The sequence below is a fragment of the Agromyces sp. NPDC058136 genome (assembly GCF_042884375.1).
Taxonomy (GTDB): domain Bacteria; phylum Actinomycetota; class Actinomycetes; order Actinomycetales; family Microbacteriaceae; genus Agromyces.
Map to the genome: position 1 here is coordinate 1,195,103 of NZ_JBHVUA010000001.1, position 25,821 is coordinate 1,220,923.

Consider the following 25,821-nt stretch of genomic DNA (forward strand, 5'->3'; position numbering starts at 1 on the left):
GCTCGAGAGGCGGAGCAAGGCGATGGGGTGGTTCAAGCGCGGCTGGCTGACGTTCATCAAGCACACGCTCAACCCACTGACGCTCGCGATGGCCCGCCGCGGCCTCGGACCGTTCGCACTCATCCGCCACACCGGGCGCAAGAGCGGGCGCACCTTCGAGACGCCGCTCATCCTCGCGCGGGTGCCCGAGGGGTTCGTGGCCGAGCTCACCTACGGCCCCGAGGTGAACTGGTACCGCAACGTCGTCGCGGCGGATCGGGCGACCGTGGTGTGGCGGGGTCGCGAGTTCACGGTCGTCGGCATCGAGCCGATCGCGACGGCGATGGGCCTGAGAGCTTTCGGCCCGCCGGCGTCGTGGGTGCTGCAGCTGTTGCGGCGGCACGAGTTCCGGCTGCTGCGCGAGGCACCGCCGGCTGCCGTGGCATCCGGCCCATGATGGTGAGCCGGATGCCTCGGTGGTCAGTGCGCCGCGTGCAGGTGCAGGCGGTCGGCGAGGCGGTGCGCGCGGCCGACGCGCGCCGTGCGGTCGGCGCGCTCGACGGTGCGGCGCTCGCCCTCGGTGCGGCGGCGCTCGTTCGCCGCGGCGGCGAACTCGGCCTCGTTGCGGTGGAGGGTGGTGGCGATGAAGCCGGCTGCGAGGTCCATGGTTCCGATCCCTTTCGGATGCTTCGCGGCCGATGTTCCGGCCGCCTGAGAACAGACTCGTCGCTGAGGTACCGGGTGCGTATCGGGCGGGTGCCCTATCTTCGCGAGGCGGGGCGTAGGTACCCGGTCTGAGGTACCTCAGGGCTTGAGATGGCGTCCCCGAAACCTCGCCGCGCGAGCGGTGGGTCGGTACCCTGAAAGGTGGAACCGGACCGGAAGGTGGTGAGTTCCATGGATGCGACGAAGCAGTGGAGCGTCACCGTCGAAATCGACGAAGAAGAGAACTCCACGAGGGCTGAGGCCACCGTTCGCACGCCCGCGGGGCGTGAAGTGACCGGCGTCGGCAAGGCCGCGCGCAACCCGCTCGATCCGAACGTGCCCGCGATCGGCGACGAGCTCGCGGTCGCTCGGGCACTGCACGATCTCTCGGAGCGGCTGCGGCACACGACCGAGAAGGACATCTCGAGCATCACCGGGCAGCCGTCGCACGTGCACCGCTAGGGACACCGGCCGCGCGCGACGGCGCCGCTGCCCTCGGCAGCATCCACTGGCCGCGCTCCCCTGCACGCGCTAGCCTCGCGCCCATGACCTGGACGCACGGAACCACCACCGCGGGCGTGCCCTACTCGGCCCGCGCCGCGACTCGCCCCGAGGCGCCGATCGTCGTCGGCTGGCACCTGCTCGACCCGCCGTCGACGCCCGCCGCGATGGCCGCGGCGCTGCCGCTCGACGGCCTCGACGCGCACGTGATCTACCTCGGCCTGCCGCTCAGCGGCGAGCGCGCGCCCCACCCCGACTTCGAGGCGCTGCTCACGAGCGGCATCGACATGGTCACCGACTTCTTCGGCCCGATGCACGAGGAGGCGCTCGCCGAGTTCCCGGCGGCGCTCGCCGAAGTGCGGGCGCTCTTGGGGGCGTCGGATGCCTCGGCGCTCGCCGTGCTCGGCGGTTCGGCCGGGGCATCCGCGGCCACCGAGGTGTTCGCGACGCATGCCGGTTCGCACCGCATCGTCGCGTGCGTGCTCCTGAACCCGATGCTGCAACTGCGCCCGATGATCGACGCGATGGCCGAGTTCCTGCCGTCGCCGTATCAATGGACGTCGGCCGCCGATGCCGTGGCCGAGCGCATGGACTTCGTCGCGCGCGCACCCGAGCTCGCGGCGGCGGGTGGCCGCCTGCTCATCGTCGAGGGTTCCGACGACGAACCGCATTTCATCGCGGCAGTACGCGAGCTCGAGCGCCTCGGCGTCGGCGAGGTGCGCTACGTCGACGGCGTCGCTCACCCGCTCGCGGCGTTGCCCGAAGACCCGGCCGCCGAGCGCACCGAGGGCGCGAAGACCTACGACCGCATCGCCGCCGAATGGATCGCGGAGGCGACCGGGGCGTGATCGCCGGCGCCGCTCAGATCCACCCCTGCTGCCAGGCCTTCTCGGCGGCCTCGTGGCGCGAGGCGGCGTCGAGTTTCGTCATCGCCGCGGAGAGGTAGTTGCGCACGGTGCCCTGCGCGAGGTGCAGGCGGTCGGCGATCTGCTGCACGCTCATGGTTCCGCGGCTGTGGCGCAGCGCGTCGAGCTCGCGGTCGGTGAGGGGGCAGCGTTCGGCGGTGAGGGCGGCGGCGGCGATCTCGGGGTCGATGTAGCGGCGCCCCGCGGCGACATCGCGGATGACGTGCGCGAGCTCCTCGGCCGGCGTCGACTTCGGCACGAACCCCGACACCTTCGACGCGAGCGCCCGCCGCAGCACGCCCGGGCGCGCATGCCGGGTCACGATGATCACCCGCGTCGACACCGCCGCGAGGATGCGGGCGGCTGCCTCGATGCCGTCGGCCTCGGGCATCTCGAGGTCGAGCAGGCACACGTCGGGTCGCGCGGCGATCGCCTGCTCGACGGCCGCGACCCCGTTGTCGGCGTGCGCGACGACCTCGACGTCGGGTTCGAGGTTCAGCAGGGCGATGAGAGCGCCGCGAATGAGGTGTTCGTCGTCGGCGATCAACAGGCGGATGCCACGGGCCTCCCCCGCGGCATCGACACCCCCGCTCACGCGGTCACCTCGGCGTGCACGGGCACGGTGGCGGTGAGCTCGAAGGTGGCGGCCGTGGCATCCTCGTGGTGTTCGAGCGTGCCGCCGACCGCGGCGAGTCGTTCGCGGAGCCCTGCCAGCCCCGACCCCGGGGCGCGCGTGCTGCGCGCAGGCGTCGAGCCCGTGGCATCCGCCGGTGCGATGCCGTCGTTGACGATGCGCAGCTCGCAGCGACCGCCCGTCGTGGTGAGGGTGATCGCGACCGTCGTCGCCTCGCTGTGGCGCAGGATGTTCGTCGTCGCCTCGCGCACGACCGAGGCGAGCGCGCTCTGCGCGGCGGCATCCGCCGGGAGCGCACCGACCCGCAACTCGCATGCGGCGCCCGAGGCGGTGAGCACCTCGCGGGCGTTCTCGAGCTCGTCGTCGAAGGCGACCGTGCGGTAGCCGGCGACGAGCGAGCGGGTCTCCTCGAGGGCCTCCTTCGCGATCATGCGGGTCTCGTGCACGAGCTCGCGCGCGGCCGCGGGGTCGATCTCGAGGAGGCGCTCGGCGAGCTCGGACTTCAGCGAGATGACCTGCAGGTGGTGCCCCTGGATGTCGTGCAGGTCGCTGGCGAAGCGCAGCCGCTCCTGCGTGACGGCGAGCTCGGCGGCCGTGCGCCGGTTGCGGTCGAGCTGCACGACGACCTCCCACCACCAGAGGCTCGTGAGCAGCATGATCGGCAGCATCACGGCGAAGAGGCCGATCATGAAGGTGTTCGAGCTCTGCGGCCATTCTTGTTCTCCGTGCAGCGAAGCGAAGATCGCGACGTGCGCGATGGTCAGGATGAGGGCTGCGAGCAGCACGAGTCGCCGCGGCGTCTTCGGCAGCAGGGCGGCGACGAGGGATGCCGCGGCCCACAGCGGCACGGCCGCGGTGAGCGCCTCGCCGGGGGCTGCGAGGCCGAGGAGCCAGACGAGTGCGGCGGGGGCGATGAGTGCTGCCGTCCAGCCGGGGTGGGGCAGTCCGCCGCCGCGTCCGACCCGGAGGAACCAGCAGTAGCGCAGCTGGGTCGCCGTGGCGACGATCGTGGCCACGAGCACCGCAATGGCCAGCCCCGCTGGTCGAGGAGCGCCCGACGCAGTCGGACGCGTCTCGAGACCCATGACCGCCTCCCCCATCGCGAGCATCACGATCAAATCGAAGAACCCGAAGAAGAACACGATCGACGCGAGCGTGTACAGCCACGTCGTGTGCACGCTGCGGGCGGCGGGTTCGGCAGGCATGCGTTCGAGCCTATGCCCGTGACATTTGTCACGCCGGCGGCGTGGGTTTCTGCACCTCAATGCGTGACGCGACGGCACTGCCGCGTCCCTTTGTATTCGCCGAGGCTTGAAGCATCAGCTCGCCGCACCGCTTGCGGCTCAGGCTTCTCGCTTCGCCCTCTGAAAGGACTCGTCATGATCGACGCACTCCAGGACTTCGCCAGCTCCCTCCCCGACTTCATGCAGTGGTTCGGGGTGATGCTCATCTCGGCGATCCCGTTCGTCGACTCGTACTTCGGCTCGGTCGTCGGCGTGCTGATCGGGCTGCCGCCGGCAGTCGCGATCGGGGTCGCCGTGATCGGCAACGTGATCTCGATGCTCGGCTTCGTGTTCGCCGCGCACGGGGTGCGGTCGAAGGTCGTGGCGGGGAGGGCCGCTGCGGCTGGTGCCGGGGCTGGCGGTGCGGCTGGTTCGCTCGACGATTCGTCTTCGCCCCGCCGCGAGAAGGTGCGCCGCGCCTTCGACAAGTACGGCGTTGCCGGCGTGAGCCTGCTCGGCCCGTTCATCCTGCCCAGCCAGTTCACCTCGGCGGCAATGGTCTCGTTCGGCGCGAACCGGAATGCGGTGATCGCGTGGCAGATCGTGTCGATCGTGATCTGGGGCGTGGTGTTCGGGGTGGCGGCGTCACTCGGGGTGGCGTGGGTGCGGTGACGAGTAAGGCGGCCTGTCATCGCCGCCTCGGACGCGGGAGAGCCGCCATGCGAGTATTTCTCATGCTTTGCGCTCGCCAACTTACGACAGATATTGGGCCCGATGCACCTTCGCCCGGGCCGCAGTCGCTCGAACGATGCAGGGCTCCGCTGAAGCCAGCAGGGAAAGCCTCAATCCGGGTGCTCTACGCCGTCGCCGCTCGTCGACGGCGACGTACCCGCCCGGTGGGCATCATGGTTTAGGCGATGAGTAGCTAGCAACGTATGCGGCCAGCTTCGTCGTGACGAGATACTCCCAGTGTTCTGCGATCATCTCGTCGTAATGGTCCTCGATCCTCACCTTCGACTTGGCAATATCGAGCGGCGTTGGGAAGGCCGGCCGGACGAATGGCTCGATACTGTCTTCGCCGGAGACCTCCCGCCCGCGGTTGAGATGCGAGATCATCGGATTGAAAATGCCCTCAATCAAATAGTTGTGCAACTCAGGTGTGAGCCGCTGTTCGTTGCCCGGGAGGACTGAGGCTTCGGACTTCCCATTCGTGAGGAACGCCGGTATGGAGCCGTAGTCAACGTTGAGCTTCAAGTACTCGCTCACTGAGCGGGTTGCCCAGCCGGCACCTCCCTCGAAGAGACAGTACTGGCTACCCATGAAGTTCTTGCTCGTCAGATAGAAGATCAGAGTGTTTGCGTCGGTGATGCTCTCCTTGATGAGGTCCGACAACGCCCTATCGTCAAGCACCACGGTGGTGGAACCCGTGCGCGAGGTGTAGAAGATCTCCTCGTCGAATGCACCACGTGCTTTGAGTACCTCGTCGATGAAGGATGCGAAGAGTTCGTCCTTGCTCGAATGGGAGATGAACACCAGGAAGCGGTCCTTCAATTCGATGTCGCCCTGGACCTTGTTCGCGATGACCTGCTGGAGTGCATTGCTCGTGGCTTCAGGAACATCCGGGTGCTGTGCGAAATCGTTACGGACCTGCTCGACAAAGTTCCGCTTGCTTACCTCGCCCCGACGCACCTTCTCGGCCTTTTCCAGGCGCGCGATCTCAGTTGCGAGTGCCCTTCGCCGTTGGACTAGCGACCTCACGATCGGACGCACCAGACCACGCAACAGGGTGATTCGCCCATCTGTCTCATCGAAGTCCTGACGGTTCGACGTTGCAATATCTGGCAGATCATCATCATCGAGGAGATCGAACGTCAATTCCCCTTCGATGTAGTTCGCATAAGTATCGGCCAGGCCGAGTTGTGCCAAGAGGCGGTCGCTCGCCAACTTTCCGCGTACATAGACACGGATCTGTGCCGGGTTGTAGAACTTGTTTCGAACGAAGCGAGCGTCGTTCTCCTTCGCTGCGGACATCTCGATTGTGGCGTGGACGCCGATCCAACCGGTCAGCGAGTAAGGGGTGCCGTCATACGTCTGGTTCTCGAAGTTGACTCTGGCCTTGATCTCGTCCCAAGCCTCGTCATCAGGCTCGTCCTGAGGGAAGTCGTAGAGAGCAGGCTGATGCCTGTAGACGTCGTCAACCAGACCTTTCGCAGGGATCCCGACCATCGGAAGCGGGGCAACTAGCTCAGCGGGCACGACAGTTCTATCACCGAAACGTCGAGCAACGTCCGCGAAGTTGCGGAAGGCGATCGCTTTCTCGACCGGTAGATAACGGAGTCCGCCGTCTTTGGTGGAGTTTCGAACGTAGAGAAGAACCTCCGGGCCGGAATCGGTTGCGAGCAGGAACTGATTGGCAAGACGCGAGCCGAGTGCACTCATCGACTGCGCGCCGTACCCCGTCAGATCGACGTCCAACATCGTGATCCGCGTCCCGGAGCTCAACGACTCCCACAGCTCATCATTAGGAGTACTAGGCGACTCGGTGACGGCTCGGAGTTTCGGATGGTCCTCGTCGTTCACGGCACCCTCGCGAGCGTCGAGCTCCCAACTCGTCACGCCCTCGACGTGAGATGTGCGCAGGAAGAAGTGTTGTGACAAGAACAGGGCGGCCAGCTTACCGATGCCCTTGCGGCCCTTTGGATTCGGATCCTGGGACGCAACGGCATCCTTGCGCTTGTTATGACCGACCTTAACGTACGTTTCGATATCCGCCCGGCTCATCCCTGATCCGTCGTCGATGACCTCAACCGTCGCACTCGACTTGTCTTCCGCATCGATGAAGACATATACATGCTTCGCACCTGCATCGAGACCGTTAGCGACGAGTTCGGAAAGTGCGCTCCATGGGTTCGAGTAGAGCCCTCGCCCCAGGAGCTTCAACGCAAGCCAGCTGAAGGTGAACTCTGCGTCGTCGTGCTCGTCTACCACGTTCATCCGTTCAGCTCGAAGTTCAACTGTCAGGCGCTACCGTAGCGTGCGGACGGTCCCGATCGCCGCCTGCTCGTGTGGACGTGTCGCCCGATCACCGATGGAGTCGGGCAATCCGTGCCACGAGCCGGCCAATGCCAGACCACCAACAAGAAGTGCCCAGGACTTGGCGCCGATCATGTGCGGTTCCATGGCCATTGGGTAGATTCGAACGCGTGGATTCGCCAACAACAGACAACGTCTACCCGCTTCGCGAATCGACACGCCCAGCGTTCGATGTTGGCAACCGCAGGCTTCGGATCGTGGATCTCTTCGCTGGATGCGGCGGCATCACGCTCGGAATTGCGCAAGCAGCTCATTCTCTCGGACATGGCCTCGATATCGCCCTCGCGGTCGATTTCGCGGAGGAAGCGACATCCGCGTATCGACGCAACTTCCCGGAAGCACGAGCTGTTGTCACCGCGCCGGTTGAGAGCCACTTCGATGGAGATGTCGGGGCCCAGTTAACGCTGACCGAACATCGAACGGCTCGCGACGTCGGCAAGATCCATGTGCTGGTTGGCGGCCCACCGTGTCAAGGGCACAGCAATTTGAACAACCACACACGGCGGGTCGATTCGAAGAACGCCCTCTACCTCCGAATGATCCGTGCCGCGGAAGTACTGAACCCTGAAGTGGTGCTCATCGAGAATGTGCCGGCCGTCCTCCGGGATCGTCATGACGGGCGCGGGGTTGTCGAACGTGCACGCGACTCGTTGACCGCACTGGACTACCAAGTCGCGGACCAGGTAGTTCCTCTGGAGCGACTGGGCGTGGCCCAGACTCGTCGCCGTCACATTCTTCTGGCCACTCGAAAGGACGTCGTCTCCCCGGAGACAATCTTCGACACACTCGAGAACGCCTCGAGTCATCACGACCTGCGGTGGGCGATCGGCGACCTAGTGGGCATCGTCAGTGACGATCCCCGTGACCGTGCTCCCCAGCCGAGAGCCGACAATATTGCACGAATGCAATGGCTTCTCGACAATGACGAATACGACTTGCCGAACGAGCAACGTCCGGTCTGCCACCAGGGAACGCACAGCTACAAGTCGATGTACGGCCGACTGCGCTGGGATCGACCCGCGCAGACCATTACGAGCGGGTTCGGCAGCATCGGCCAGGGTCGCTTCATGCACCCCGACCTGCCTCGCGCGCTTACCGCGCACGAGGCGGCTCGCATCCAGGGCTTCCCCGACTATTTCGATTTCTCAAGCTGCACGACGCGCAGCGCGCTCGCGACGATGATCGGAAACGCCGTGCCCCCGCAATTGGGCACAGCGGTCCTTTCGGCCCTCTTCCATGCCGGTGCATTCGGCAGTATGGAGAGCGTTCAACCAACGTCGGCACTCGCATAGCCCCGTCGGTATCGAGCACCGCCACTCCACCGGCTGAGGAGCATCGCATGGAAGCGACCGTCGACACAACCTCGACCGCTTGCTTGAAGATCCCCGAAATCAAGAGCGACCCAGAGTTTGCATTCGGGCTCGGACAGCGATTCTGGGCGTCTTGCACAGAGGTAGACGTGTTCGCGCTCGATCCGCCGGCGACCTCGAATGGCTGAGGTCCGAGCATCCTGGGCGAGCTCAGATGGGACTCGGAAGTCGATGCTTGCCAACAGACGACGCGACACAAAGACCGAGCTCGCTGTGCGGCGATTGCTGCACGCTCGAGGTTTGCGATACCGGGTGGACCTCGCCCCCTTGCCGAGCCTGCGACGCCGTCGCGCGGACATTGTCTTCACCCGCGCGAAGGTCGCCGTGTTCATCGACGGATGTTTCTGGCACGGGTGCCCCGAACATGCGACCAATCCAAAGCAGAATGCGGACTACTGGGGTCCGAAACTCGCGGCGAACATAGCGCGCGACCGCAACACCGACACCCAATTGAGAGCCGCCGACTGGACAGTGCTGCGGTTCTGGGAGCATGAAGACGCTGAACGAGTTGCGGCGACTATCGAGGCAGCCGTCCGCCCCAAGTCGGAGCGGGCCGAGCAAGGGGGCGATCGGTGAGATCGAATGAAGAGCAGCGAGCCATCCGCGAGGATGTGTTTCGGTGGCTCGACGAACTCATGTTCGCGGGCACCTACGAGTTCAGCCGGGCCGAACTTGTCAACTATCGTTTCCAGGGTGAGCGGATCCCGCTGCTCGATCAAGCACGAGGCATCCGGAACCCCGCCGACTTCGACTCGACGCTGTCGATCATGACGAGCGCGAAGAACCACAGGTACGACGACGAAATCCGGCCTGATGGTCTGGTCCGCTACTCGTACCAGTCGAAGGACGGCGGCGACAATGTCAAGCTCCGCAACGCCTACGCCCAAGATGAGCCGCTCGTCTACTTCCACGGTGTACGGGACGGCTATTACGTGGCCTACTACCCCGTTTACATCGTGCACGACGACCCGGACGCGCGTCAGGTTCACATCGCCCTCGACGAAACGCTCCGTTTTTTTGGAGACCCGCTCGCTCCGACCGCCGACGAGCGCCGCTACGCGGAACGGGTCGTGCGTCAACGGCTGCATCAGCCGATGTTCCGTGCGCGCGTGCTCCGCGCATACGAGTCGACCTGTGCGGTCTGCTTACTGAAGCACGCGGAGCTGCTCGACGCCGCTCACATCGTCGCCGATGGCGAACTCTCAGGCCTGGCCCAGATCACCAACGGACTCGCCCTCTGCAAGATCCACCATGCCGCGTACGATCGCAACCTGCTCGGCATCACACCCGACTTCGAGATCCGCATCAATAGAGACCTTCTCGACGAGATCGACGGCCCGATGCTGCGACACGGGCTGCAGGACATGCACGGGCGTACCCTCGAATTGCCGAAGCGGAAGGCCGACTGGCCGTCGCGGGAACGCCTTGCAGGGCGATTCGAAGGGTTTGCGGCGTAGCGAACAATGGACGTCGGAGATCCCATCGACGGGTGATCGACGGCATCGTTGTGTGATCGTTGGTTGCATCTGCGCCCTCTCCCAGCTCTGGTACAAGGCACGACAGGGCCATCCCGTTCGAGTGTCCTACTCGCAGCGCGGGAGCCTGCAGGTGCCCTGGTTTGGGGTGAGAGCCGAGTACGGGAGTGGTTGGTTCCGCGATGTCCCATCGCAGCCCCTAACCCGCCGGGTCCGAGGGCACGACGTTCTGGTCACACGGAACGCGTTCGTGGGGTCGTAGCGATCCTTCACCGCAGTCGGTCACGCAAAGTGCTCGAGTCTGCAGCCTGAGGTACGTCATCGGAACGATCACCCGCTCGAACTGGGCGTGAACCTCGCCGAGACTCGTGGCAACCTCGGCGGCGGCGACCCTACTATCTACCGGGTCGCCGACCCAGACGAAGCCGAGCGACCGCGTTCCGTCGCCCGACAACACATCTCCGGCTCGGGGTGCAGCACCAGCCCGAATTCCGTCACGACGCCGAAGTTGCAGCCGCCATCGCGCAGCGCCCAAACAGGTCGAGGGATGGTCGAGGTAGACCCCAAGTACTCGGACGAACGCGGGACCTACCCTCGCCGCACCACCCCGCCGACGTGCTCCCTAAGCGCGGGATCACACACGTATAGGTAGGTCCCCTTCATCCCCCGAGTGAGCAGCACCGCGTAGATGTTGACGATGAACTGCAGAACGTCGTCGGCATCATACTTGAGCCCGAGCTTGGGGTTCGCCTCTTTGCCCTTCTTGTCGAAGTAGGAATCGAGGTCGGCGACGATGCGGCCGGTCGCCGGATCGAGACGAAGGTCGGGGCCGATGATCACACCTGCGTAGTTCAGGTCGTACCCCTGCAAGGTATGGATCGAGCCGACCTCTTCGAGAGCGCCCGGCGAGTTGACCCAATCAACCTGAGTGCCGTTCCACCGCAGCGAGACGCCGTCGAGTTCGATGTCGAAGGCTGTGTCATCCTTCTTGCTCTTCCACTCCCAGGCGAATCCGGCCGCCATCCGCGCGAGACCATGCTCTTCGTCGCGTGCGCGAATCGCCGCGTGCATCTCGCCGAGGTCGTCGAACATCCGCAAGTCGTAGCCGGTGAACTCGCGTGGTTCGCTGACTTCGGCACGAAGCATCCGCCTGATGAAGTCGATGTAGTCGGCGCCGCCGGCTACGCGCATCTGGGAGGCGAGCGGGTAGAAGCGGCCCTGTTCCTTCGCCTGCGTCACGAGCGGGCCGACGACCCGGCTGGGCAGGTCGGCCGGGCGTACGCTTTGCGCCTGATCGAGCAGCAACACCTGGTGGCGGCTCTTCGCGCGGATCCAGTCGAGTTGCGTCTTCGTGAGGTCGTCGGCGCCGAACAACTTCTCATTGATCTCGCGGAACTTCTTGTTGAGCCCGCCCGATGGTTGGTTCGCGCGATGGTTGAGCCGGTGCGCCTCGTCGACGACGAGCAGATCGAACTGCTCATCGCTCTCACCGACCTGAAACGGCGTCAGCACCATGGCCTTCTCGAGCTGCGGCGTCTTCGCGAAGACCTTCTGCACTGACTTGCGTAGTGACTGCTGCGGAATGACGATGCCGATCTTGAAGTCCTTCAGCATCTCGACGTAGCCGGCGGTGAAGAAGTCGGAGAAGAGCGAGTCGTTCTCGGTGCGGTCGTCGAGATCGGCGTGCTCGATGTCGCGGAGCAACTTCATGAGGAAGATGCCCACGATCGTCTTGCCCGTGCCGGGGTCGCCCTGCACGACGATCGTGCCGCGCCTGCCGTTGTCAAGGTCGTCGAACAGGCCCTCGAGGATCCCCTCCATCACGACAGCTTGCTCGGGGTTCAGTGCCTTGAACGGCGACAACTTGAACAGGTCGTTGTTCTCGATATCGGGGATGTCGCGAGTGAACATACCCGCGGCGCGGAGCTGCTCGAAGATCTCGTCGAAAGTCGCCCGGTATCGCACTCGATCGAAGTAGTCGGCGTTCGTGATGCCCTCGTTGCGGTTCACGACCGTGTACTTGCCGTCGCCCGCGAACAGCCGGATCAGATACGACTCGAGGTCGAGGCACACCGACTTGTTGAACGTCTCGTCGATGACGATGCGTGCCGCCTCGAGATGCTGCTTCGCGTCGGAGTCGATGTGCTGGCGAAGCCGGCCGATCGCATTCAGAGTCTCACCGACGTAGATTTCGCGGTTGCTGCTGAGCGTGTACACGACCGGCCAGTTCGCGTGCCTGCCGTCGGGCTCGGCCCACGACTTGATCGCGGGCCGAGTGAATGGGAAGTGCTCGATCCTAAAGCTGGTCATACTTCGTGCTCCGCCCGCGGGACCGGTCGGTCGGGTACTTGCGCCGCGTCTGCTCGAGCTTGTCGAGCACGATCTGGTCGGCATCGACGCCGAGCTTGTCGGCGAGCAACAAGCAGTACGTCAGCACGTCGGCGAGTTCTTCGGTAACACGCTCGGCCGAGGGGTCCGACCCCCATTGGAAGCACTCAAGGAGTTCGGCCGCCTCGATGCTGATGCTCTTCGCGAGGTTCTCTGGCGAGTGGAACTGCGCCCAGTCTCGTTCTTCGACGAACGCCTTCAGCCCGCGCATCACCCGTTGATCAGCCACTGTCGGAGCGTACACCGAGACATAGTCAGCAGCTTGGAGCGGCCCTCTGCTGTTTCGGAGCCCGCAAACGGCACCCCTCAAACCGAGGGCGCGATGTTTTGGTTCAGGTGGAACACGTTCTCAGGGTCGTACGAATCCTTCACCGCGGTCAGCTGCGCGAGATGCGCGGGCGCGTACGCCCGCCGAACTCCCGCTGAGCCCTCGTCGCTCAGCGCGTTGACATACGCGCCACTCGCGAACGGCTCGAGCGCCGTGGCGTACCGGCGTGCGCCCGCGACGCGCGCCTCATCGTCGGCCGAGTCAACCCACTTCGACGCACACACGAACTCGAACGCCGTGTCCCGACGCGAGAAGGCGGTCTCACCCGGCGCGACATCGGCGATCGCTCCCCGATACGCCTGCACGCTCACATTCGACAGGTCGTCGCCATCACGGGCGAGCACCGCGTCGATGACGTCGTCGCGCAGCTCGCTGAAGTAGTGACCCTTCCAGTACCGGCGCCACTCGTGCGCCTCGACGTCGTCTTCGCGGGTCTGCAGCTCGAGGTACGTCATCGGCACGATCACCCGCTCGAAGCCGGCGTCGACCTCGGCGAGGCTGGTCACGAGGGCGGCGGCCGCGGCCTCGCCGTCGACCGGGTCGCCGACCCAGACGAATCCGAGCGACAGCGTCCCGTCGGAGATGGTCGCGTTGTAGGTCGCGCGCCGGTCGGCACCCGCGCTCTCGTCGCGCCAGCGACGCATCGCCGCAGCGCCGGATGCCACGGGGTAGAGAAACTCGACCGAGAGCACGTCGCCGGGCTCGGGGTGCAGCACCAACTCGAACTCGGTCACGACGCCGAAGTTGCCGCCGCCACCGCGCAGCGCCCAGAACAGGTCGGGGTGATGGTCGCGGTCGACGCGCAGGATCTCGCCCTCGGCGGTCACGACCTCGAAGGAGACGACGTTGTCGCAGGTGAGTCCGTGCTGCCGGGCGAGCCAGCCCATGCCGCCGCCGAGTGCGAGCCCGCCGATGCCGGTGTGCGACACGTTTCCCGCAGTGGTCGCGAGGCCGTGCGCTTGGGCGGCCCGGTCGAGTGCACCGAGCAGTGCACCGCCCTGCACGCGGGCTCGTCGAGTCGTGGCATCCACCTCGACAGAGCCCATCGGACGCAGGTCGATCATCAACCCGCCGTCGGGCACGGCATGCCCGACGATGCTGTGCCCGCCGCAGCGCACGCCGATCTCGAGGTCGTTCGCCCGCGCGAAGCGGATCGCCTCGGCGACCTCCTCGGCGCTCGAGCAGGCGACGATGTACCTCGGCCTGCGGTCGATCATCGCGTTCCAGACGCGCCGCGCGTCGTCGTAGCCGTCGTCACCTGGTTCGAGCGTCTGCATGCGATCTCCCCCGCCTGTCTCGCGCCCGAGGATGCACCGGTCCGGCGCCGGCGTCAAGGGCTGCGGGCGACGGGCGGCGGTCTCGATACGGCGCTTCGCGCCTACTCGACCGGCTCAAGGGGGTGCGATGTCGGTCGTCTCCGCCATGATGGCGATGAGCCATCCGCTCCTCCTTGATACCGAGCCGCGTCCCGCGGCCGGTCAGCGACGCCGAAAGGCGAGAAGGAGTGAGAGATGACCGACAAGCAGGTGGCCGTGGCCCGCGTGGAAGAGTTCCTGAACCTCAACTACCCGTGCAAGTGCACCGATCCCGAGTGCCCGGGCAACGAGGATGAGGCGTTCGTGCTCGTCGATATCGTCGTCGAGACGCTGCTGCCCGACGTGCACGCGCACATCCGATCGCTGCAGCGACGGCTCGCTGAGGCGCTCGGGCTCTGAGCGATGACCAGCCGCCGCGCGACGCGCGCGCGACGCGCGGCGGCCGGTCGTGGCATCCGCTCAGCTCTCGGTGACCGGATCTTCGCCGAACTGGAAGATTCCGCCGCGCGGCCAGGAACGCATGTCGCCGTCGACGAGGAGGTCGAGGGCGCGCTTCGGCGTCACCCCGGCTCGACGGAGCGTCAACCAGTCGGCCCAGTCCTCGGCGATGAGCGTGATCGTTCGATACTCGAACCTGGTGGTGTCGATGACGAAGCGGCCATCCTCGCGGGAGAGCAGGTCGTCGAGGCGGCGATCGACGCAGAGCCGAAGCAGGTACCAGTCATCGGCGGTGAATCCGACGCGGTGGAAGTCGTCGGCCTGCCACGCCCACTGGAAGACGGCGTCGGAGACCTTGTCTGCCCGGATGGTTCGCGCAGAGATGCTCATCCACATCGCACCGGGGAAGAAGGTCGGGAAATCCAGCAGCGCGCGGCACCAGTCGAGCCGGAGGTGCTGCGGAACCTCGCCCCACGGACGGCGCTCACGCTTGCGCGAGTAGCCGGGCGAACGTTCGAGCGCCTCCCGGGCGGTCTCGAACCGGGGCTGGTCAGGTACGGCCTCGAAAGACTCGTCTACGGGCATGGCGAAACCCCTCTCGTTCGGAGGCGCGTCACCTCCGTCGACTTGCCCGAGACGGATGCCACGGGCCAGTTCTTCCCCTGGGGCACCCCGCTCGACGGAGGGGGTTGCCGGGCAGCCGGCCAGGTACCGGAAGCTGCCACTCGTGAACCTGAGATGAGACTAGGGGATGCCGGTGACATCCGGCCATGTTCGGACCTGCACAGCCGGCCCGCGCGTGGAGCGACTCGCGAGGCGGAATCACCCCCATTCTGGGGTCAACCAGCCACGCGATTGACGAGTCTCGACAGGCCAGACTGACGGTGGTCGTGCGCCACGGCCGTCAATCAGCGTCATTGGTGAGGGAGAACATGAGCAGCTTTCCGGGGTACGAGACCACGGTGACTCATCAGTCGGCACCGGTGAGCGGGTCCAGGGAGGCTGCCCAGCCTCAGCGCATCCCCACTCCTCCGGCGCTGGTGGCGCTGTATATCCTCAGCGCCGTCCCCGGTCTCGTCGGCGCCGCGCTCGCCATCGTCGGATTGATCAACGGCAGCGATGTCACGCTGCTCCTGACCGGTGTGTACCTCGTGCTCGCGACGTTTGGGCTGTACTTCTTCCTGGTGCTTCCGCTCGTCGCGATCATCCAGGCCATCCACCAGACGATTCGGCTTCGCCGAAACTAGTCCAGTCAGGACTACGAGCGGCGCCCTGCAGCGGCATCCGACGACGCCTCTGACCCATTGATCACCGTGGGTGGCGCCGCTACCCCACGTACCTTCTTCGTCACGAGATACGACCCGGCCAGCACGAGCACGAATCCGACGACCGTCCACACTGTGACCCGCTCCCCCAGCACGACGACGCCGGCGATGATCGCGACGGCCGGGTTGACGTAGGTGATCGTGGTCGCCTTGACCGGGCCGATCTCGGCGATGAGCCCGACCATGAGCAGGAACGCGAGCGCGCTGCAGATCACGGCGAGCACGATCACCGAGACGATGACGGGCGTGGACGGCCAGGCCGTCGGCACGCCTTCGGTCACCAGCACGAACGGCAGGTACGCGATGGCGGCGCCCGCGAGCGAGACGGCGACGATGCCGATGCCGGGCAGGTCGGGCATCCAGCGGGCGAGGATCGCCGGGCCGAGCGCGTATCCGACGACGACCACGCTCATCTGGGCGACGGCGAAGAGGTCCGACCCCGCGACATCCAGGCCGACGAGCGCGGCGACACCGAGCATGCCGACCGCGATGCCGAGCCAGTTCGTGCCCGAGAGACGCTCGGGGCGCCCCATGAGGAAGGCAATGCCGACACCGGCGAGCGGCACCGCGGCGAGCAGCAGGCCGGCGGTCGAGCTCGGCAGAGTCTGCTCGGCCGAGCTCAAGAAGTACCAGGGAAGCACGATCTCGACGAGGGTGTACGCGAGCATCGGCTTCCAGCGGCGCAGCACCGGGCCGACCTCATGGCGGAACAGCGCGAGCGGCAGCAGCAGGATCGCCGCGAGGCCGGAGCGGGCGAGCACTACCATGCCCGGGTCGAGCTCCGACACGGCGACCTTGATGAAGAGATATGGGATGCCCCACGCGATTCCAAGCGCGATGAAGAGGAACAGTCCGCGGCGAGTCACTTGATCATTCTGGCGCTCTGCGAGCGGCACCGACCCCGGCGAGACCGACGATGTGGCGCGAATTCCCGCCAAACGAACGACATCGCTGGTGCGGCACGCGCGGGTGGTCTCGATACGCTCCTTCGTCGCTACTCGACCGACGGGATGCTCCTGCGTCGCTACTCGACCGACGGAGTCCTTCGTCGCTACTCGACCGACGGAGTCAGGAGGCGGACGCCGTGGTGTCGGGAGGCGTCGATGTCGCGCCGCGCCAGGAAGAGGGCCTCGCTCGCGAGGAACGCGGCACGCCGGGCCATCGCCACCACCTGCGCCTGGTGATCCTGGTCGGTCACCGATACCGCCACTGCGGGGCTGCCGAGGTAGTGGCCGAGGTCGATGCGGATGCGCTCGGACTCGGCCAGCGCCTTCATGGCCTCGGCGCCGATTCGGCCCGGATTGCGGGCGATGGCGTCTCGGGCGACCTCGAGCTTTCGGTCGGCGGCCTCGATCGCCGGGCTCACGCGGTCGACGGGCGAGATGGGGATCATCGCTCGCTCGAGCGCCGCCGCCATCGCCGATTCCAAAGCCGCATGAGCCGTGCTGACTCGACGCAGGTGGGCGAAGGGGTCGGTGTTGACCTCAGGCGGGAGGCCCGCGAGGGCTGCCTGCAATTCGTCGATCGCGGTTGAGATCCCACGCGAAGGGGGCGTCTCGAGCGCCACGGCGATGTGCCGACGAGACTCCTCGACGATCGCAGCCAAGGCGGATTCGGCGCGCAGCGCCTCGACCTCGAAGGTCTCCACCGCGTCGAGCATCGCGGCTGCGCGGTGCACCGATTCGGCGGATGCCTCGAGCGCGAGCTGCGCCTGATCACGCACCCCCGCATCGCGACGTCGCTCGGCGACACGCAGACTGTGCTCCGCGAAGGCGAGAAGTCGCTCGGCCTCTGCAGCGTCGGCCTCGACCGTGACGAGCGCCTCCCGTGCATAGCGGGCCGCGAGGCATCCGATCGTCTCGTGAACGAGCGGCACGCGAGCGCGCAGCCGCTCGATCTCCGCGCGGAGACCGGCGACGAACTCGGGTTCGCGTCGCGCCCGCGCGATCCGCTCGGTGATCGCGGCGATCTGCTCATCGAGCACGCCTGCGGCCGATTCGCACAGCTGCACGATGCGCTCGTATCGAGCGCGCACCTCGTCGACCGTGCCGGGCATCGCCTCGTGGTTGAGCCGGTTCAGGAGGAAGGCGGTGTTCAGGTCGCCGCGCACGGCGACGAGTGCTTCGCTCGACCGTTGGATCGCGCCGGCGCCCAGCTCGGCCTCGGCGAAGGCGAGCTCGTCGGCGGCGACGCGGATGCGCTCGTCGGCCGCGAACAGCGCCGCTCCGGCCCGCTTCGCCAGATCGGCGTCGTGTGCCTCGAGTCTGTGTGCGCCAAGTCGGCGCCTGACCCGGAACCCGGTCATGCTGCGATTTTACGATCGGCACGCAGAACCCGCTACGGCCCGCCGAGCTTCACTCTTCGGGCACGAACTCTTCCGCGTGTTCGCGGAACCACTCGAGCGATGCGGCAAGGAACGCCTCGCCGTCGGGTGCGAGCAACGAGATCTGGTCGGGGTCGTGCACGTAGGCGATCACCTGGCCGATCTCGCCCCCGGGTGCCGGGTCGCAATCGGCGAACAGCACGATCGTGCTCCCGCCGAAGGCCCCGAATGGAACCCACGAGTCGGGGAACCATCCCGGGCGGATCCGGCCGTCGCGAGGGGTCGGCTCCTGCCATCCCGTGAAGTTTCCGGCGAGGTCACGAAGGCGGTTGCGCAGCGCGACGGCCTGCGACAGCGACAGGAAGTCGACACCGGTGAAGAAGCCCGGCCGCGCGAACGCCGGGCTGTAGCTCGGCCCGCCGTCGGCGACCTGCCACAGCTCGACGAGCCAGCGCGGTACCCGGCCGCCTAGCGGCGCGAGCAGTTCGTCTCGCTCCTCGTCGGCCAGCGGGGCTCGCAACTCCAGCGACGCGTCGAGCTCGCGGTAGGTGTCCGCGACCGCGGTGAGGTAGGCGCGGGCGGTGGTCATGCATTCGTTCGCTTCGCTCAAGGGGTCTCGATACGCTTCGCTACTCGACCGGCTGGGGCCGGCAGCGGTCAGTCGAAGAACCCGTCGAGCACGCTGCCGATGACGAGGCCGCCGAGGATTCCGCCGAGCACGTCGGAGCTGCCGCTGCGACGGCCGCCACCCCAGTCGCCCGGGCCGCCCCACTGGCCGGGGCCGCCCTGCGGGCGCGACGAGTCGATGTCGCGCTGCGCGAGCTGCAGGGCCTCGGCGGCGAGGGTCGCGGCGCGGCGCGCCATGAGCATGGCCTGCTCGCGGTGCTCCTCGTCGATGCCGGCGACCGTCGCGGCGGCGGTGCCGAGGAACTGGTCGAGGTCGAAGCGCACGCGCTCGGCCTCGGCGAGGCGGGTACGAGCGTCGGCGCCGATCCAGCCGCGGTGGCCGGTGATCACGTTGCGGGCGACGGCGAGCTGACGGTCGGCGTCGTCGATGGCGTGGTGCACGTGCTCGAGCAGCGGGATGGGGCGCCCGGCGCGGGCGCGGGCCGTCGCGATCGCCGCGTCGAGGGCGGTGTTCGCCGTGCGCAGCGAGGTGAGGTGCGTGAAGGGGTCGGTGTTGACTCCGGCGGCGGGCAGGGCGGCGAGCGCCGCCTTCAGTTCGGATGCTGCGGCGACGACCTCACGGGTCTGCGGCGCATCGCTCGCGGCCACGAGGTCGCCGCGCGAGTCTTCGATGATCGCGGCGAGGGTCGATTCGGCCTTCAACGCCTCGACCTCGAAGCTCTCGACCGCGTCGAGGAGCGCGGTGGCGCGGCGCACCGACTCGGTCGCGGCCTCGAGCGCGAGATTCGCCTGCTCGCGCTGCCCCGCATCGCGGCGACGCTCGGCCACGCCGACGCCGTGTTCGGCGAAGCCGAGCAGCTGTTCGGCCTCCCCCGCGTTCGCCGCGACCTGGGCGAGCGCGTCGGACGAGTAGCGGGCGGCGAGACGCCCGACGGTGTCGCGCGCCTGCGGCACGCGTGCGCGGAGGCGCGTGACATCCGCTTGCACGCCGGCGATGATCTCGGGGGCGCGACGCGCCCGCGCGATCTGGTCGGCGAGCGCGGCCGTGCGCTCGTCGAGCACGTCCTCGGCCCACTCGCACAGCTGCACGATGCGGGCGTTGCGGGTGCGCAGCTCCTCGGCGGTGTCGGGCACGTGATCGAAGTTCAGCTGGTTCAGCCGGAACGCCTCACCGAGGTGCTCGCGCACCGAACCGAGGGCGACGCGCAGCTCGGCCGTCGCTCCCTGCCCGAGCTCGGCCTCGGCGAAGGCGAGCTCGTCGGCGGTGACGCGCACCCGCTCATCGGCGGCGACCAGGGCGCTGCCGGCCCGCTTCGCGAGATCGGCGTCCTGCGCCGCGAGTTCCTGCTCTTCGCGTTTGCGCTTGCCCCAGAATCCGGCCATGGGAATGATCCTACGAGCACCCGCTGCGGGCGAGGCTCAGTGCTGCAGCACCGCCCACGCGAGCAGGCTGTCGATGCGGCGGATGTCGGCGCCCTTCGTGAGCTTGACCTTGATGTGGCCGGCGCGGGTCCAGAGCTCGACCTCGGCGTCGCGGTCGAGCAGGCCGCCGGCGTTCTCGGTCGACCACATGTTGATCGAGCTGTACGGCAGCGAGGTGATCTCGACCTTCTTGCCGGTGATGCCCTGCGAGTCGCGCACGATGAGACGCTTCGTCGTGAACGTCGCCGAGTCGCGGAACGTCTGGAACGACGCGACCGCCTGCTCGCCCTCGACCAGCAGCGGAGTGATGTCGGCAGGGATCGGGATCTCGTTACGCAGGGTCCACGCGAGCATCGGGGCAGTCTCCACCGTCAAAGGCCTCTCTTCAGCTGAATCGTGATCGCGCCGACGCGGCGCGCACGGTTCGCAGCCTACTGGCCGAGACCAGCAACAACTGTCGTGGCGGCTCCCCCGACCCGGGAGGAGAATGGGACGAGTCGGTCGCGCCCGCGCGCCTCGCCGCGGCCTGCGACCTCGCCCCGATCACGGAGGCCGAGATGTCGACCACACCACCCGAGCACGGCGCGCCCGTGCCGAACCGAGAACCCGCCGAGCAGGCCGCGCCGACGATGCCACCGCCGCTGGCCCGGCCGAACATCCACGTCTCGGCGCTCATCGTGTGGCTCACGATCTTTCCGCTCGTCGCCATCGTCGGCATGGTGTCGGAACCGCTCGTGACGGGCTGGCATCCCGTGCTGCGGGCCCTCGTACTCACGCTCATCGTCGTCCCGATCGCCGCGTACTGGGTCATGCCGCTGATGTTCAAGGGGTACGCGGCGCTCGAACGGCGCCGGGCGACGCGACGGGCGGAGAAGCGCGGGGCGTAGGGGGGTTTCGAGACGCGTCGCCGCTTCGCGGCGGCGCTCCTCAACCAGCGGTGACGAGTTGCGCGAACGCCGGCTCCTCTGCGACATCCAGCGGGTGCTCGAGCTCGTCGCGGCGCATGCGGGCCGCGACGATCGCGACGACGCCGATGATCAGCGGTGCGATGCCGGCGATGAGGAAGACGACGGGCAGTCCGACGAGCGCGCCCGCGGGCCCGGCGATCGCCATCGACACGGGCATGAACGCGAGCGAGACGAAGAAGTCGAGGCTCGAGACGCGTCCGAGCATCTCCGGCGGAACCCGGCGCTGCAGCAGCGTTCCCCAGATCACGACGCCGCCGTTGAACGCGGCGCCGACGGCGAACGCGGCGAGCGCCATCACCCACAGCTGGTCGGTCAGTCCGAAGACGGCGAGCGGGAGGCATCCGAGGCCCCACAGCAGCACGATCGCGGTCAGGTACCGGCGCGGCAGCTGCAGGGATGCGACGACCATCGACCCGACCGCACCGCCGACGCCGAACGCGGCGAGCACGAGCGCGTGACCCTCGGGGCCGGCGCCCGCGACGTCCTTGATGACGAACGGCACCAGCACCTCGAACGGCCCCATGATGAGCAGGATGAGCAGCGACGCGAACGACAGCGTGCCGAGCAGCCACGGCGTGCGCATCATGTAGGCGAATCCGTCGCGCACGTCGACGAGCAGGGCCACGGCCGGATGCCCCGTTCCGCTCGCCGGTTCGCGGCGCAGGGGCTGTTCGGGCACCCGTCGCAGGCACACCGCCGCGACCACTCCGGTGAGCGCGGCGACGGCGAGCGCCGCTCCGGGCGACGAGATCGCGATGAGCGCGCTCGCGAGTGCCGGACCGCCGGCCTGCATGAGCACCGGGCGGGCCATGCCCTCGAAGCCGTTGGCGGCGAGCAGCTCGTCCTCGGGCACGACGCTCGGCAGCAGCGCCGAGTACGCCGGGTAGTAGAGGCCGGCCATCACACCGCCGACGAAGGCGACGACGGCGAGGTGCCAGGCGTCGAGGGATCCGGCGAGCGCGAGCAGGGCGACCGCCCCGACGCTCGCGGCCCGCACGACCTCGACCGTGATGAGGATGCGCCGTTGCGGAATGCGATCGGCGAGTGCGCCGCCGAGCAGCGTCGTGAGGAGCATCCCGACCGCGCTCGCGCCGGCGACGAGCGACAGCTCGGCCGCTCCCCCGCCGATCGCGACGATCTGCCAGACGAGGGCGACCATCCAGATGCCCGCGCCGACCATCGACGCGACGAGCGCGGCGGCGAGCCAGCGGTAGGCGGGGTGGCGCAGGGGGCGGAGGGCCCGAGGTGCGGTCATGATCGTGCTCCTTGCCGAGTTCGGATGCTTCGTGAAGCAGGTGCTTCTACTCATGCGTCGAACGGGGTCGGGCGAGATCGACACGTCCGTCGGTCGCGTCGGCGCGCAGCGCCGTATCGAGACCACGCCGACGGGCGCACGCGAAGAACGGATGCCACGTGGCATCCGTTCTTCGCGTGAATCGGCGTTCAGTTGGTTCGCCCGTGGAGCCGCTGCCGCTGGTACCAGCCGAAGCTGAGCTCGTCGTCGACCGGGTCGACGGTCGGTGTGCCGCAGAGCCCCTCGGGCAGGTTCTTGCGCACGTACGGCGGAACGTTGCACCCTTCGGTCGAGATCTCCGGAACGGTGAGCTTCGCCGTACCGGCATCTCGTGGGGCGGTCAGTCCGCACCCCGAGAGGAGGAGTGCCACGGCCACGACGGGAACCGCGTACCGCATCGCTCGCGTGTTCATGATGACTCCCTTTCCAGTCCGGTGCGCCGTTGCGACCGGCTGAGGCCGACGCTACGGACGCGGCATCCGCCCCGCATGACGCGGATCGGTCATCTTCACGCGGCGCCGGCATAGGCAATTCGGACCATCGACCCCGCCCGTGCTCGGGGCTATCGTGAGGGGCATGCGGTACTGGACCGCACCGGCGCTGCCGACGAGTTGGACGAACACCGGCGCCCCGCCATTCGTGGCACGGCGCGAGGAACTCCGCGCGCTGCATTCCGCGTACACGGCGGCCGAGGCGGGTGCGGGCCGCACGGTCTTCCTGCGGGGCGAACCCGGCACCGGCAAGTCACGGCTGCTCACCACGATCGGCAGCGCACTCCACACCCTGGGCGCGGCGGTGCTCTACGGCGACTGCATCCAGGAGCTCGGGCGCCCGCTCGAGCCGTTCGGCCAGGCGCTCGGGCCGCTCCTGGCGGCGCTCGAGGCCGGCCAGGCCGGTCGGGCCGCCGGCCGGATCGGCGAGGCCGCGCAGAACGAACTCGCGGCCGACGCGGACCCCGTGCTCTCGGCCGTCCGCGACACCTTCGGCGCCCTCGACCGTGCGGCGGCGCCGGCCATCGGCCAGGACCGCCTGTTCGACTCCGTCGTCGAACTGCTCGTCGCAGCATCCGAGACGAGGCCCATCGTGCTGGCGCTCGACGACCTGCACTGGGCGGGCGACGACGCCGTCAGGCTGCTCAATCGCCTCATCGTCGGCACGGCCGACGCGCGCATCCTCGTGATCGCGGCGCTGCGGCCCGACCCGCCCGATCGGTCCGAGCCGCTGGCCGAGGTGATCCAGCGTGTGGCCCATCTGCCCTCGGTCGAGGTCGTGCACGTCCGCCCGTTCAGCGTCGCCGACCTCACCGAGTACCTGGAGGTCGGCGGTGTGCCGGCCGACGAGGCGAGCGCGGGAGCGGCGACCGTGGCCGAGGTGACGGGCGGCAACGCCTATCTCGTGCGGACCACCTGGCGGCACGTGCTCGACGCCCTCGCGACGCGCGAGCGACGCGTCGAGCTGCCGGAGTCGGCGTTCGAGCTGCTGCTCCCGCACATCGCGCTGCTCACCGACGACGAGCTCGACGTCCTTCGCATCGGGGCGCTGCTCGGTCACGAGTTCGACCTGGTCGAGCTCCTCGCCACGAGCGGCGCCCCGCAGGCCGACACGCTCGCGGCGATCGACGCGAGCGTTCGGGCCGGCCTGCTCGAGCCGCCTCCCCGCCCCGGCGACCCGTACGCCTTTCCGCACTCGATCGCTCGGCAGGCGGTGCTCGAAGGGCTGACCTCCTCCGACGCCATGCGAATCCACGCCCGCATCGCCCAGACACTCGAGGCGGAGTTCCCCGCGGCCCCTCGCCGGGTGCAGCGGCTCGCGCACCACTACCTCTCGGCGCGGGCGCTCGGCTTCGGCGAGCGCGCCGTCGAGTACCTCGAACGCGCCGCGGAGACGGCCGCACTCGGACTCGCGCACGAGGAGTCGGGCCGCCTGCTCGAGCGGGCGGCGGAGATCGCCCCGCGGCCCGACGAACGCTTCGACCTGCTGTTCCGGTCAGCGCAGAGCTGGTCGGATGCCTCGGACTTCGCGCATGCCCGCAGGCAGTACGAGCGCGCGATGGAGACCTCGGACCCGCGCATCCGGTTGCGTGCGGCCATCGGCTACGAAGACGCCTCGTGGCGGCCGGGCCTCAACGGGCGGCGAAGCCGCGAGCTGCTGACCTCGGCGATGGCGGCGATACCCGACGACCGTCGCGACCCGCTCGTCATCGAGGGCATCGCGAGGCTCGGCCGGGCGATCGCCTTCACCGGCGACATCTCGACCGGCGCAGAGAAGGGAGACCTCGCGATCGCCCTCGCGCGTTCCCTCGGCGACGACCTGACCCTCGCCGCCGCGCTGCGCGCGCGGATCTGGCACTCGCAGCGGCCCGAGGGCGTTCGAGACCGACTCGCCGAATCCGACGAGCTCGCCGTCCTCTGCGCGGGCACGTACGACAACGACTGGGAGGGCCTCGCGGGCGTCGTCACGCACTGGGGTTCGTATGTGATCGGCGACCCGGTCGGGATGGATCGCGGCGAACGGATGCTCGACTCGATCGTGGGCCGGTGGGGGTCGTACTGGCGCTACTGGGCGGAATGCGCACGGTTCGGGCGGGCCTTCGCCGACGGACGCCTGACCGATGCGAAGGCGGGCCTGCAACGGATCGGCGTGATCGAGGACGGCTTCCTGTCCGACACGAAGACGAGCGCGAGCGCGATCCAGGGCTTCATGATCCGCCGCGAGACCGGCAGGCTCGGCATCGCGTCCGCGACCATCCGTGGCGACGAGCAACCGACGCATGCCTGGGCACCGGCGTTGCTGGCCCTGTACACCGAGCTCGGCATGCGCGAGCCGTGCCGACGGCTCCTGCACTGGATGCTCGAGCACGACGACGCGTCGGCGCACGTCTCGAGCGACTGGCCGGCACGGTTGACGTTCATGTGCGAGGCCGCCCTCGCGCTCGGCGACACGGATGCCGCGGCGACGCTTCGGCCGTTGCTCGCGGACTACTCGGGCCTCAACCTCGTCTCGGAGTTCTTCCTCGCCCAGTTCGGCCCGGCGGACCGGTACCTGGGCGAGATCGACGCCCTATGCGGAACCGGCGATCCGATCGAGCACCTCACGCGCGCGATGCACCTGGCCGAGCAGCTCGAAGCGCCGCTGCACATCGCCTACACGGCGGCGGCCACCGCCGCGTACCTCCGGCGTTCGGGCGAGAGCGCCGCCTCGGATGCCTCGGCCGGTCGCGCCCGCGCCATCGCCGAGCCGCTCGGGCTCGTCCGAGTGCTCCGCATGCTGCCCGAGGCATCCACGATGCCCGGGATCTGGCTCACCGCCCGGGAGACCGAAGTGCTCCGCCTGATCGCCGACGGGCTCAGCAACCGCGAGATCGCGAACGAGCTCGTGATCAGCGAGCACACCGCGGCGAACCATGTGCGCAGCATCCTGATGAAGATCGACGTGCCGAACCGCACCCGCGCCGCGCGCTTCGCGCGCGAGCAGGGGATCGTCTGACGGGCGCCTCGGTGCAGGCCG

27 protein-coding genes and 1 riboswitch are annotated in these 25,821 nt (G+C 68.0%); of the genes, 12 read left to right on the forward strand and 15 right to left on the reverse strand.

The annotated features are described in order from the left end of the window. Positions 1-22: 22 nt before the first annotated feature. Positions 23-436, forward strand: coding sequence for a nitroreductase/quinone reductase family protein (locus tag ACFVTX_RS05625; protein ID WP_386898570.1), 414 nt, complete (start codon positions 23-25; stop codon positions 434-436). 23 nt (positions 437-459) lie between these two features. Here ACFVTX_RS05625 and ACFVTX_RS05630 read toward each other — a convergent pair whose 3' ends face one another. Continuing rightward, positions 460-645, reverse strand: a complete 186-nt coding sequence (locus tag ACFVTX_RS05630) for a hypothetical protein (protein WP_386898571.1) — start codon at positions 643-645, stop codon at positions 460-462. 231 nt (positions 646-876) lie between these two features. Between ACFVTX_RS05630 and ACFVTX_RS05635 the strand changes: the two genes are divergently transcribed. Both ACFVTX_RS05635 and ACFVTX_RS05640 read left to right on the forward strand, forming a co-directional pair. Further along, positions 877-1,146 (forward strand): DUF1876 domain-containing protein, encoded by a 270-nt coding sequence (locus ACFVTX_RS05635; RefSeq protein WP_386898572.1) that lies wholly within the window; start codon positions 877-879, stop codon positions 1,144-1,146. A gap of 83 nt (positions 1,147-1,229) precedes the next feature. Then, entirely contained in the window at positions 1,230-2,033 is an 804-nt protein-coding gene (locus tag ACFVTX_RS05640; RefSeq protein ID WP_386898573.1) for an alpha/beta fold hydrolase, read from the forward strand. A gap of 13 nt (positions 2,034-2,046) precedes the next feature. Here ACFVTX_RS05640 and ACFVTX_RS05645 read toward each other — a convergent pair whose 3' ends face one another. Together ACFVTX_RS05645 and ACFVTX_RS05650 are read right to left on the reverse strand one after the other, a co-directional pair. Further along, on the reverse strand, positions 2,047-2,685 hold the full coding sequence (locus tag ACFVTX_RS05645; RefSeq protein ID WP_386898574.1) for a DNA-binding response regulator: 639 nt from the start codon (positions 2,683-2,685) through the stop codon (positions 2,047-2,049). After that, positions 2,682-3,929 (reverse strand): sensor histidine kinase, encoded by a 1,248-nt coding sequence (locus ACFVTX_RS05650; RefSeq protein ID WP_386898575.1) that lies wholly within the window; start codon positions 3,927-3,929, stop codon positions 2,682-2,684. The genes ACFVTX_RS05645 and ACFVTX_RS05650 overlap by 4 nt, the downstream gene beginning before the upstream one ends. A gap of 174 nt (positions 3,930-4,103) precedes the next feature. Here ACFVTX_RS05650 and ACFVTX_RS05655 point away from each other — a divergent pair, with 174 nt between their 5' ends. Beyond that, positions 4,104-4,619, forward strand: a complete 516-nt coding sequence (locus tag ACFVTX_RS05655) for a hypothetical protein (RefSeq protein ID WP_386898576.1) — start codon at positions 4,104-4,106, stop codon at positions 4,617-4,619. Between the two features lie 231 nt (positions 4,620-4,850). On the opposite strand, the gene ACFVTX_RS05660 is transcribed toward ACFVTX_RS05655, so the two are convergent. After that, positions 4,851-6,941 (reverse strand): ATP-binding protein, encoded by a 2,091-nt coding sequence (locus ACFVTX_RS05660; RefSeq protein ID WP_386898577.1) that lies wholly within the window; start codon positions 6,939-6,941, stop codon positions 4,851-4,853. A 296-nt stretch (positions 6,942-7,237) separates the two neighbouring features. Between ACFVTX_RS05660 and ACFVTX_RS05665 the strand changes: the two genes are divergently transcribed. From ACFVTX_RS05665 to ACFVTX_RS05680, 4 genes are read left to right on the forward strand one after another with little or no spacing between them, the layout of a single operon-like run. Continuing rightward, complete coding sequence (locus tag ACFVTX_RS05665; RefSeq protein WP_386898578.1) at positions 7,238-8,332, forward strand: DNA cytosine methyltransferase; 1,095 nt, start codon at positions 7,238-7,240, stop codon at positions 8,330-8,332. 47 nt (positions 8,333-8,379) lie between these two features. Next, the gene (locus tag ACFVTX_RS05670; protein WP_386898579.1) at positions 8,380-8,538 is read left to right on the forward strand and encodes a hypothetical protein; all 159 of its coding nucleotides are present in this window, start codon (positions 8,380-8,382) and stop codon (positions 8,536-8,538) included. Continuing rightward, a complete protein-coding gene (locus ACFVTX_RS05675; protein ID WP_386898580.1) occupies positions 8,531-8,986 on the forward strand; it encodes a very short patch repair endonuclease in 456 nt (151 codons plus the stop codon). Before ACFVTX_RS05670 ends, ACFVTX_RS05675 begins: the two co-directional genes overlap by 8 nt. After that, the gene (locus ACFVTX_RS05680) at positions 8,983-9,867 is read left to right on the forward strand and encodes an HNH endonuclease (RefSeq protein WP_386898581.1); all 885 of its coding nucleotides are present in this window, start codon (positions 8,983-8,985) and stop codon (positions 9,865-9,867) included. The genes ACFVTX_RS05675 and ACFVTX_RS05680 overlap by 4 nt, the downstream gene beginning before the upstream one ends. Positions 9,868-10,473: 606 nt before the next feature. On the opposite strand, the gene ACFVTX_RS05685 is transcribed toward ACFVTX_RS05680, so the two are convergent. The 3 genes from ACFVTX_RS05685 to ACFVTX_RS05695 all read right to left on the reverse strand — a co-directional run bounded on the left by ACFVTX_RS05685 (position 10,474) and on the right by ACFVTX_RS05695 (position 13,878). Further along, positions 10,474-12,102: a DNA/RNA helicase domain-containing protein gene (locus ACFVTX_RS05685; RefSeq protein ID WP_386898582.1), complete on the reverse strand. Its 1,629-nt coding sequence runs from the start codon at positions 12,100-12,102 to the stop codon at positions 10,474-10,476. Between the two features lie 79 nt (positions 12,103-12,181). Next, positions 12,182-12,484, reverse strand: a complete 303-nt coding sequence (locus ACFVTX_RS05690) for a nucleotide pyrophosphohydrolase (RefSeq protein WP_386898583.1) — start codon at positions 12,482-12,484, stop codon at positions 12,182-12,184. A gap of 95 nt (positions 12,485-12,579) precedes the next feature. Further along, positions 12,580-13,878 (reverse strand): FAD-binding oxidoreductase, encoded by a 1,299-nt coding sequence (locus tag ACFVTX_RS05695; protein WP_386898584.1) that lies wholly within the window; start codon positions 13,876-13,878, stop codon positions 12,580-12,582. Positions 13,879-14,112: 234 nt separating this feature from the next. Here ACFVTX_RS05695 and ACFVTX_RS05700 point away from each other — a divergent pair, with 234 nt between their 5' ends. Continuing rightward, on the forward strand, positions 14,113-14,316 hold the full coding sequence (locus tag ACFVTX_RS05700) for a hypothetical protein (protein WP_386898585.1): 204 nt from the start codon (positions 14,113-14,115) through the stop codon (positions 14,314-14,316). A 60-nt stretch (positions 14,317-14,376) separates the two neighbouring features. On the opposite strand, the gene ACFVTX_RS05705 is transcribed toward ACFVTX_RS05700, so the two are convergent. Beyond that, complete coding sequence (locus tag ACFVTX_RS05705) at positions 14,377-14,940, reverse strand: hypothetical protein (RefSeq protein WP_386898586.1); 564 nt, start codon at positions 14,938-14,940, stop codon at positions 14,377-14,379. A gap of 33 nt (positions 14,941-14,973) precedes the next feature. After that, a riboswitch (SAM riboswitch) is annotated at positions 14,974-15,088 on the reverse strand. Positions 15,089-15,287: 199 nt separating this feature from the next. Between ACFVTX_RS05705 and ACFVTX_RS05710 the strand changes: the two genes are divergently transcribed. Further along, the gene (locus tag ACFVTX_RS05710) at positions 15,288-15,602 is read left to right on the forward strand and encodes a hypothetical protein (protein ID WP_386898587.1); all 315 of its coding nucleotides are present in this window, start codon (positions 15,288-15,290) and stop codon (positions 15,600-15,602) included. Positions 15,603-15,613: 11 nt separating this feature from the next. On the opposite strand, the gene ACFVTX_RS05715 is transcribed toward ACFVTX_RS05710, so the two are convergent. The 5 genes from ACFVTX_RS05715 to ACFVTX_RS05735 all read right to left on the reverse strand — a co-directional run bounded on the left by ACFVTX_RS05715 (position 15,614) and on the right by ACFVTX_RS05735 (position 20,406). After that, on the reverse strand, positions 15,614-16,546 hold the full coding sequence (locus ACFVTX_RS05715) for a DMT family transporter (protein ID WP_386898588.1): 933 nt from the start codon (positions 16,544-16,546) through the stop codon (positions 15,614-15,616). Between the two features lie 185 nt (positions 16,547-16,731). Beyond that, on the reverse strand, positions 16,732-17,985 hold the full coding sequence (locus ACFVTX_RS05720; protein ID WP_386898589.1) for a hypothetical protein: 1,254 nt from the start codon (positions 17,983-17,985) through the stop codon (positions 16,732-16,734). A gap of 49 nt (positions 17,986-18,034) precedes the next feature. Then, a complete protein-coding gene (locus ACFVTX_RS05725) occupies positions 18,035-18,592 on the reverse strand; it encodes an SMI1/KNR4 family protein (RefSeq protein ID WP_386898590.1) in 558 nt (185 codons plus the stop codon). A 68-nt stretch (positions 18,593-18,660) separates the two neighbouring features. After that, positions 18,661-20,013, reverse strand: a complete 1,353-nt coding sequence (locus ACFVTX_RS05730; RefSeq protein ID WP_386898591.1) for a hypothetical protein — start codon at positions 20,011-20,013, stop codon at positions 18,661-18,663. Between the two features lie 36 nt (positions 20,014-20,049). Then, positions 20,050-20,406, reverse strand: a complete 357-nt coding sequence (locus ACFVTX_RS05735; RefSeq protein WP_386898592.1) for a PH domain-containing protein — start codon at positions 20,404-20,406, stop codon at positions 20,050-20,052. A 203-nt stretch (positions 20,407-20,609) separates the two neighbouring features. Here ACFVTX_RS05735 and ACFVTX_RS05740 point away from each other — a divergent pair, with 203 nt between their 5' ends. Further along, complete coding sequence (locus ACFVTX_RS05740; RefSeq protein ID WP_386898593.1) at positions 20,610-20,939, forward strand: hypothetical protein; 330 nt, start codon at positions 20,610-20,612, stop codon at positions 20,937-20,939. Positions 20,940-20,979: 40 nt separating this feature from the next. Here the strand turns inward: ACFVTX_RS05740 and ACFVTX_RS05745 are convergent, their stop codons facing one another. Further along, positions 20,980-22,275, reverse strand: a complete 1,296-nt coding sequence (locus ACFVTX_RS05745) for an MFS transporter (RefSeq protein ID WP_386898594.1) — start codon at positions 22,273-22,275, stop codon at positions 20,980-20,982. Between the two features lie 188 nt (positions 22,276-22,463). Then, complete coding sequence (locus tag ACFVTX_RS05750) at positions 22,464-22,727, reverse strand: hypothetical protein (RefSeq protein WP_386898595.1); 264 nt, start codon at positions 22,725-22,727, stop codon at positions 22,464-22,466. A gap of 163 nt (positions 22,728-22,890) precedes the next feature. Here ACFVTX_RS05750 and ACFVTX_RS05755 point away from each other — a divergent pair, with 163 nt between their 5' ends. Continuing rightward, positions 22,891-25,800 carry an ATP-binding protein gene (locus tag ACFVTX_RS05755; protein WP_386898596.1) on the forward strand — a complete coding sequence of 970 codons (2,910 nt, stop codon included), beginning with the start codon at positions 22,891-22,893 and terminating at the stop codon, positions 25,798-25,800. The last annotated feature ends 21 nt before the right edge of the window (positions 25,801-25,821 follow it).

Bases quoted from the DNA above. Each gene is read 5' to 3' on its own strand.
- ACFVTX_RS05625 (WP_386898570.1), top strand. From the start codon at position 23: ATGGGGTGGTTCAAGCGCGGCTGGCTGACGTTCATCAAGCACACGCTC.
- ACFVTX_RS05630 (WP_386898571.1), bottom strand. From the start codon at position 645: ATGGACCTCGCAGCCGGCTTCATCGCCACCACCCTCCACCGCAACGAG.
- ACFVTX_RS05635 (WP_386898572.1), top strand. From the start codon at position 877: ATGGATGCGACGAAGCAGTGGAGCGTCACCGTCGAAATCGACGAAGAA.
- ACFVTX_RS05640 (WP_386898573.1), top strand. From the start codon at position 1,230: ATGACCTGGACGCACGGAACCACCACCGCGGGCGTGCCCTACTCGGCC.
- ACFVTX_RS05650 (WP_386898575.1), bottom strand. From the start codon at position 3,929: ATGCCTGCCGAACCCGCCGCCCGCAGCGTGCACACGACGTGGCTGTAC.
- ACFVTX_RS05655 (WP_386898576.1), top strand. From the start codon at position 4,104: ATGATCGACGCACTCCAGGACTTCGCCAGCTCCCTCCCCGACTTCATG.
- ACFVTX_RS05660 (WP_386898577.1), bottom strand. From the start codon at position 6,941: ATGAACGTGGTAGACGAGCACGACGACGCAGAGTTCACCTTCAGCTGG.
- ACFVTX_RS05670 (WP_386898579.1), top strand. From the start codon at position 8,380: ATGGAAGCGACCGTCGACACAACCTCGACCGCTTGCTTGAAGATCCCC.
- ACFVTX_RS05675 (WP_386898580.1), top strand. From the start codon at position 8,531: ATGGCTGAGGTCCGAGCATCCTGGGCGAGCTCAGATGGGACTCGGAAG.
- ACFVTX_RS05690 (WP_386898583.1), bottom strand. From the start codon at position 12,484: ATGCGCGGGCTGAAGGCGTTCGTCGAAGAACGAGACTGGGCGCAGTTC.
- ACFVTX_RS05695 (WP_386898584.1), bottom strand. From the start codon at position 13,878: ATGCAGACGCTCGAACCAGGTGACGACGGCTACGACGACGCGCGGCGC.
- ACFVTX_RS05700 (WP_386898585.1), top strand. From the start codon at position 14,113: ATGACCGACAAGCAGGTGGCCGTGGCCCGCGTGGAAGAGTTCCTGAAC.
- ACFVTX_RS05705 (WP_386898586.1), bottom strand. From the start codon at position 14,940: ATGCCCGTAGACGAGTCTTTCGAGGCCGTACCTGACCAGCCCCGGTTC.
- ACFVTX_RS05710 (WP_386898587.1), top strand. From the start codon at position 15,288: ATGAGCAGCTTTCCGGGGTACGAGACCACGGTGACTCATCAGTCGGCA.
- ACFVTX_RS05720 (WP_386898589.1), bottom strand. From the start codon at position 17,985: ATGACCGGGTTCCGGGTCAGGCGCCGACTTGGCGCACACAGACTCGAG.
- ACFVTX_RS05725 (WP_386898590.1), bottom strand. From the start codon at position 18,592: ATGACCACCGCCCGCGCCTACCTCACCGCGGTCGCGGACACCTACCGC.
- ACFVTX_RS05730 (WP_386898591.1), bottom strand. From the start codon at position 20,013: ATGGCCGGATTCTGGGGCAAGCGCAAACGCGAAGAGCAGGAACTCGCG.
- ACFVTX_RS05735 (WP_386898592.1), bottom strand. From the start codon at position 20,406: ATGCTCGCGTGGACCCTGCGTAACGAGATCCCGATCCCTGCCGACATC.
- ACFVTX_RS05740 (WP_386898593.1), top strand. From the start codon at position 20,610: ATGTCGACCACACCACCCGAGCACGGCGCGCCCGTGCCGAACCGAGAA.
- ACFVTX_RS05745 (WP_386898594.1), bottom strand. From the start codon at position 22,275: ATGACCGCACCTCGGGCCCTCCGCCCCCTGCGCCACCCCGCCTACCGC.
- ACFVTX_RS05750 (WP_386898595.1), bottom strand. From the start codon at position 22,727: ATGAACACGCGAGCGATGCGGTACGCGGTTCCCGTCGTGGCCGTGGCA.
- ACFVTX_RS05755 (WP_386898596.1), top strand. From the start codon at position 22,891: ATGCGGTACTGGACCGCACCGGCGCTGCCGACGAGTTGGACGAACACC.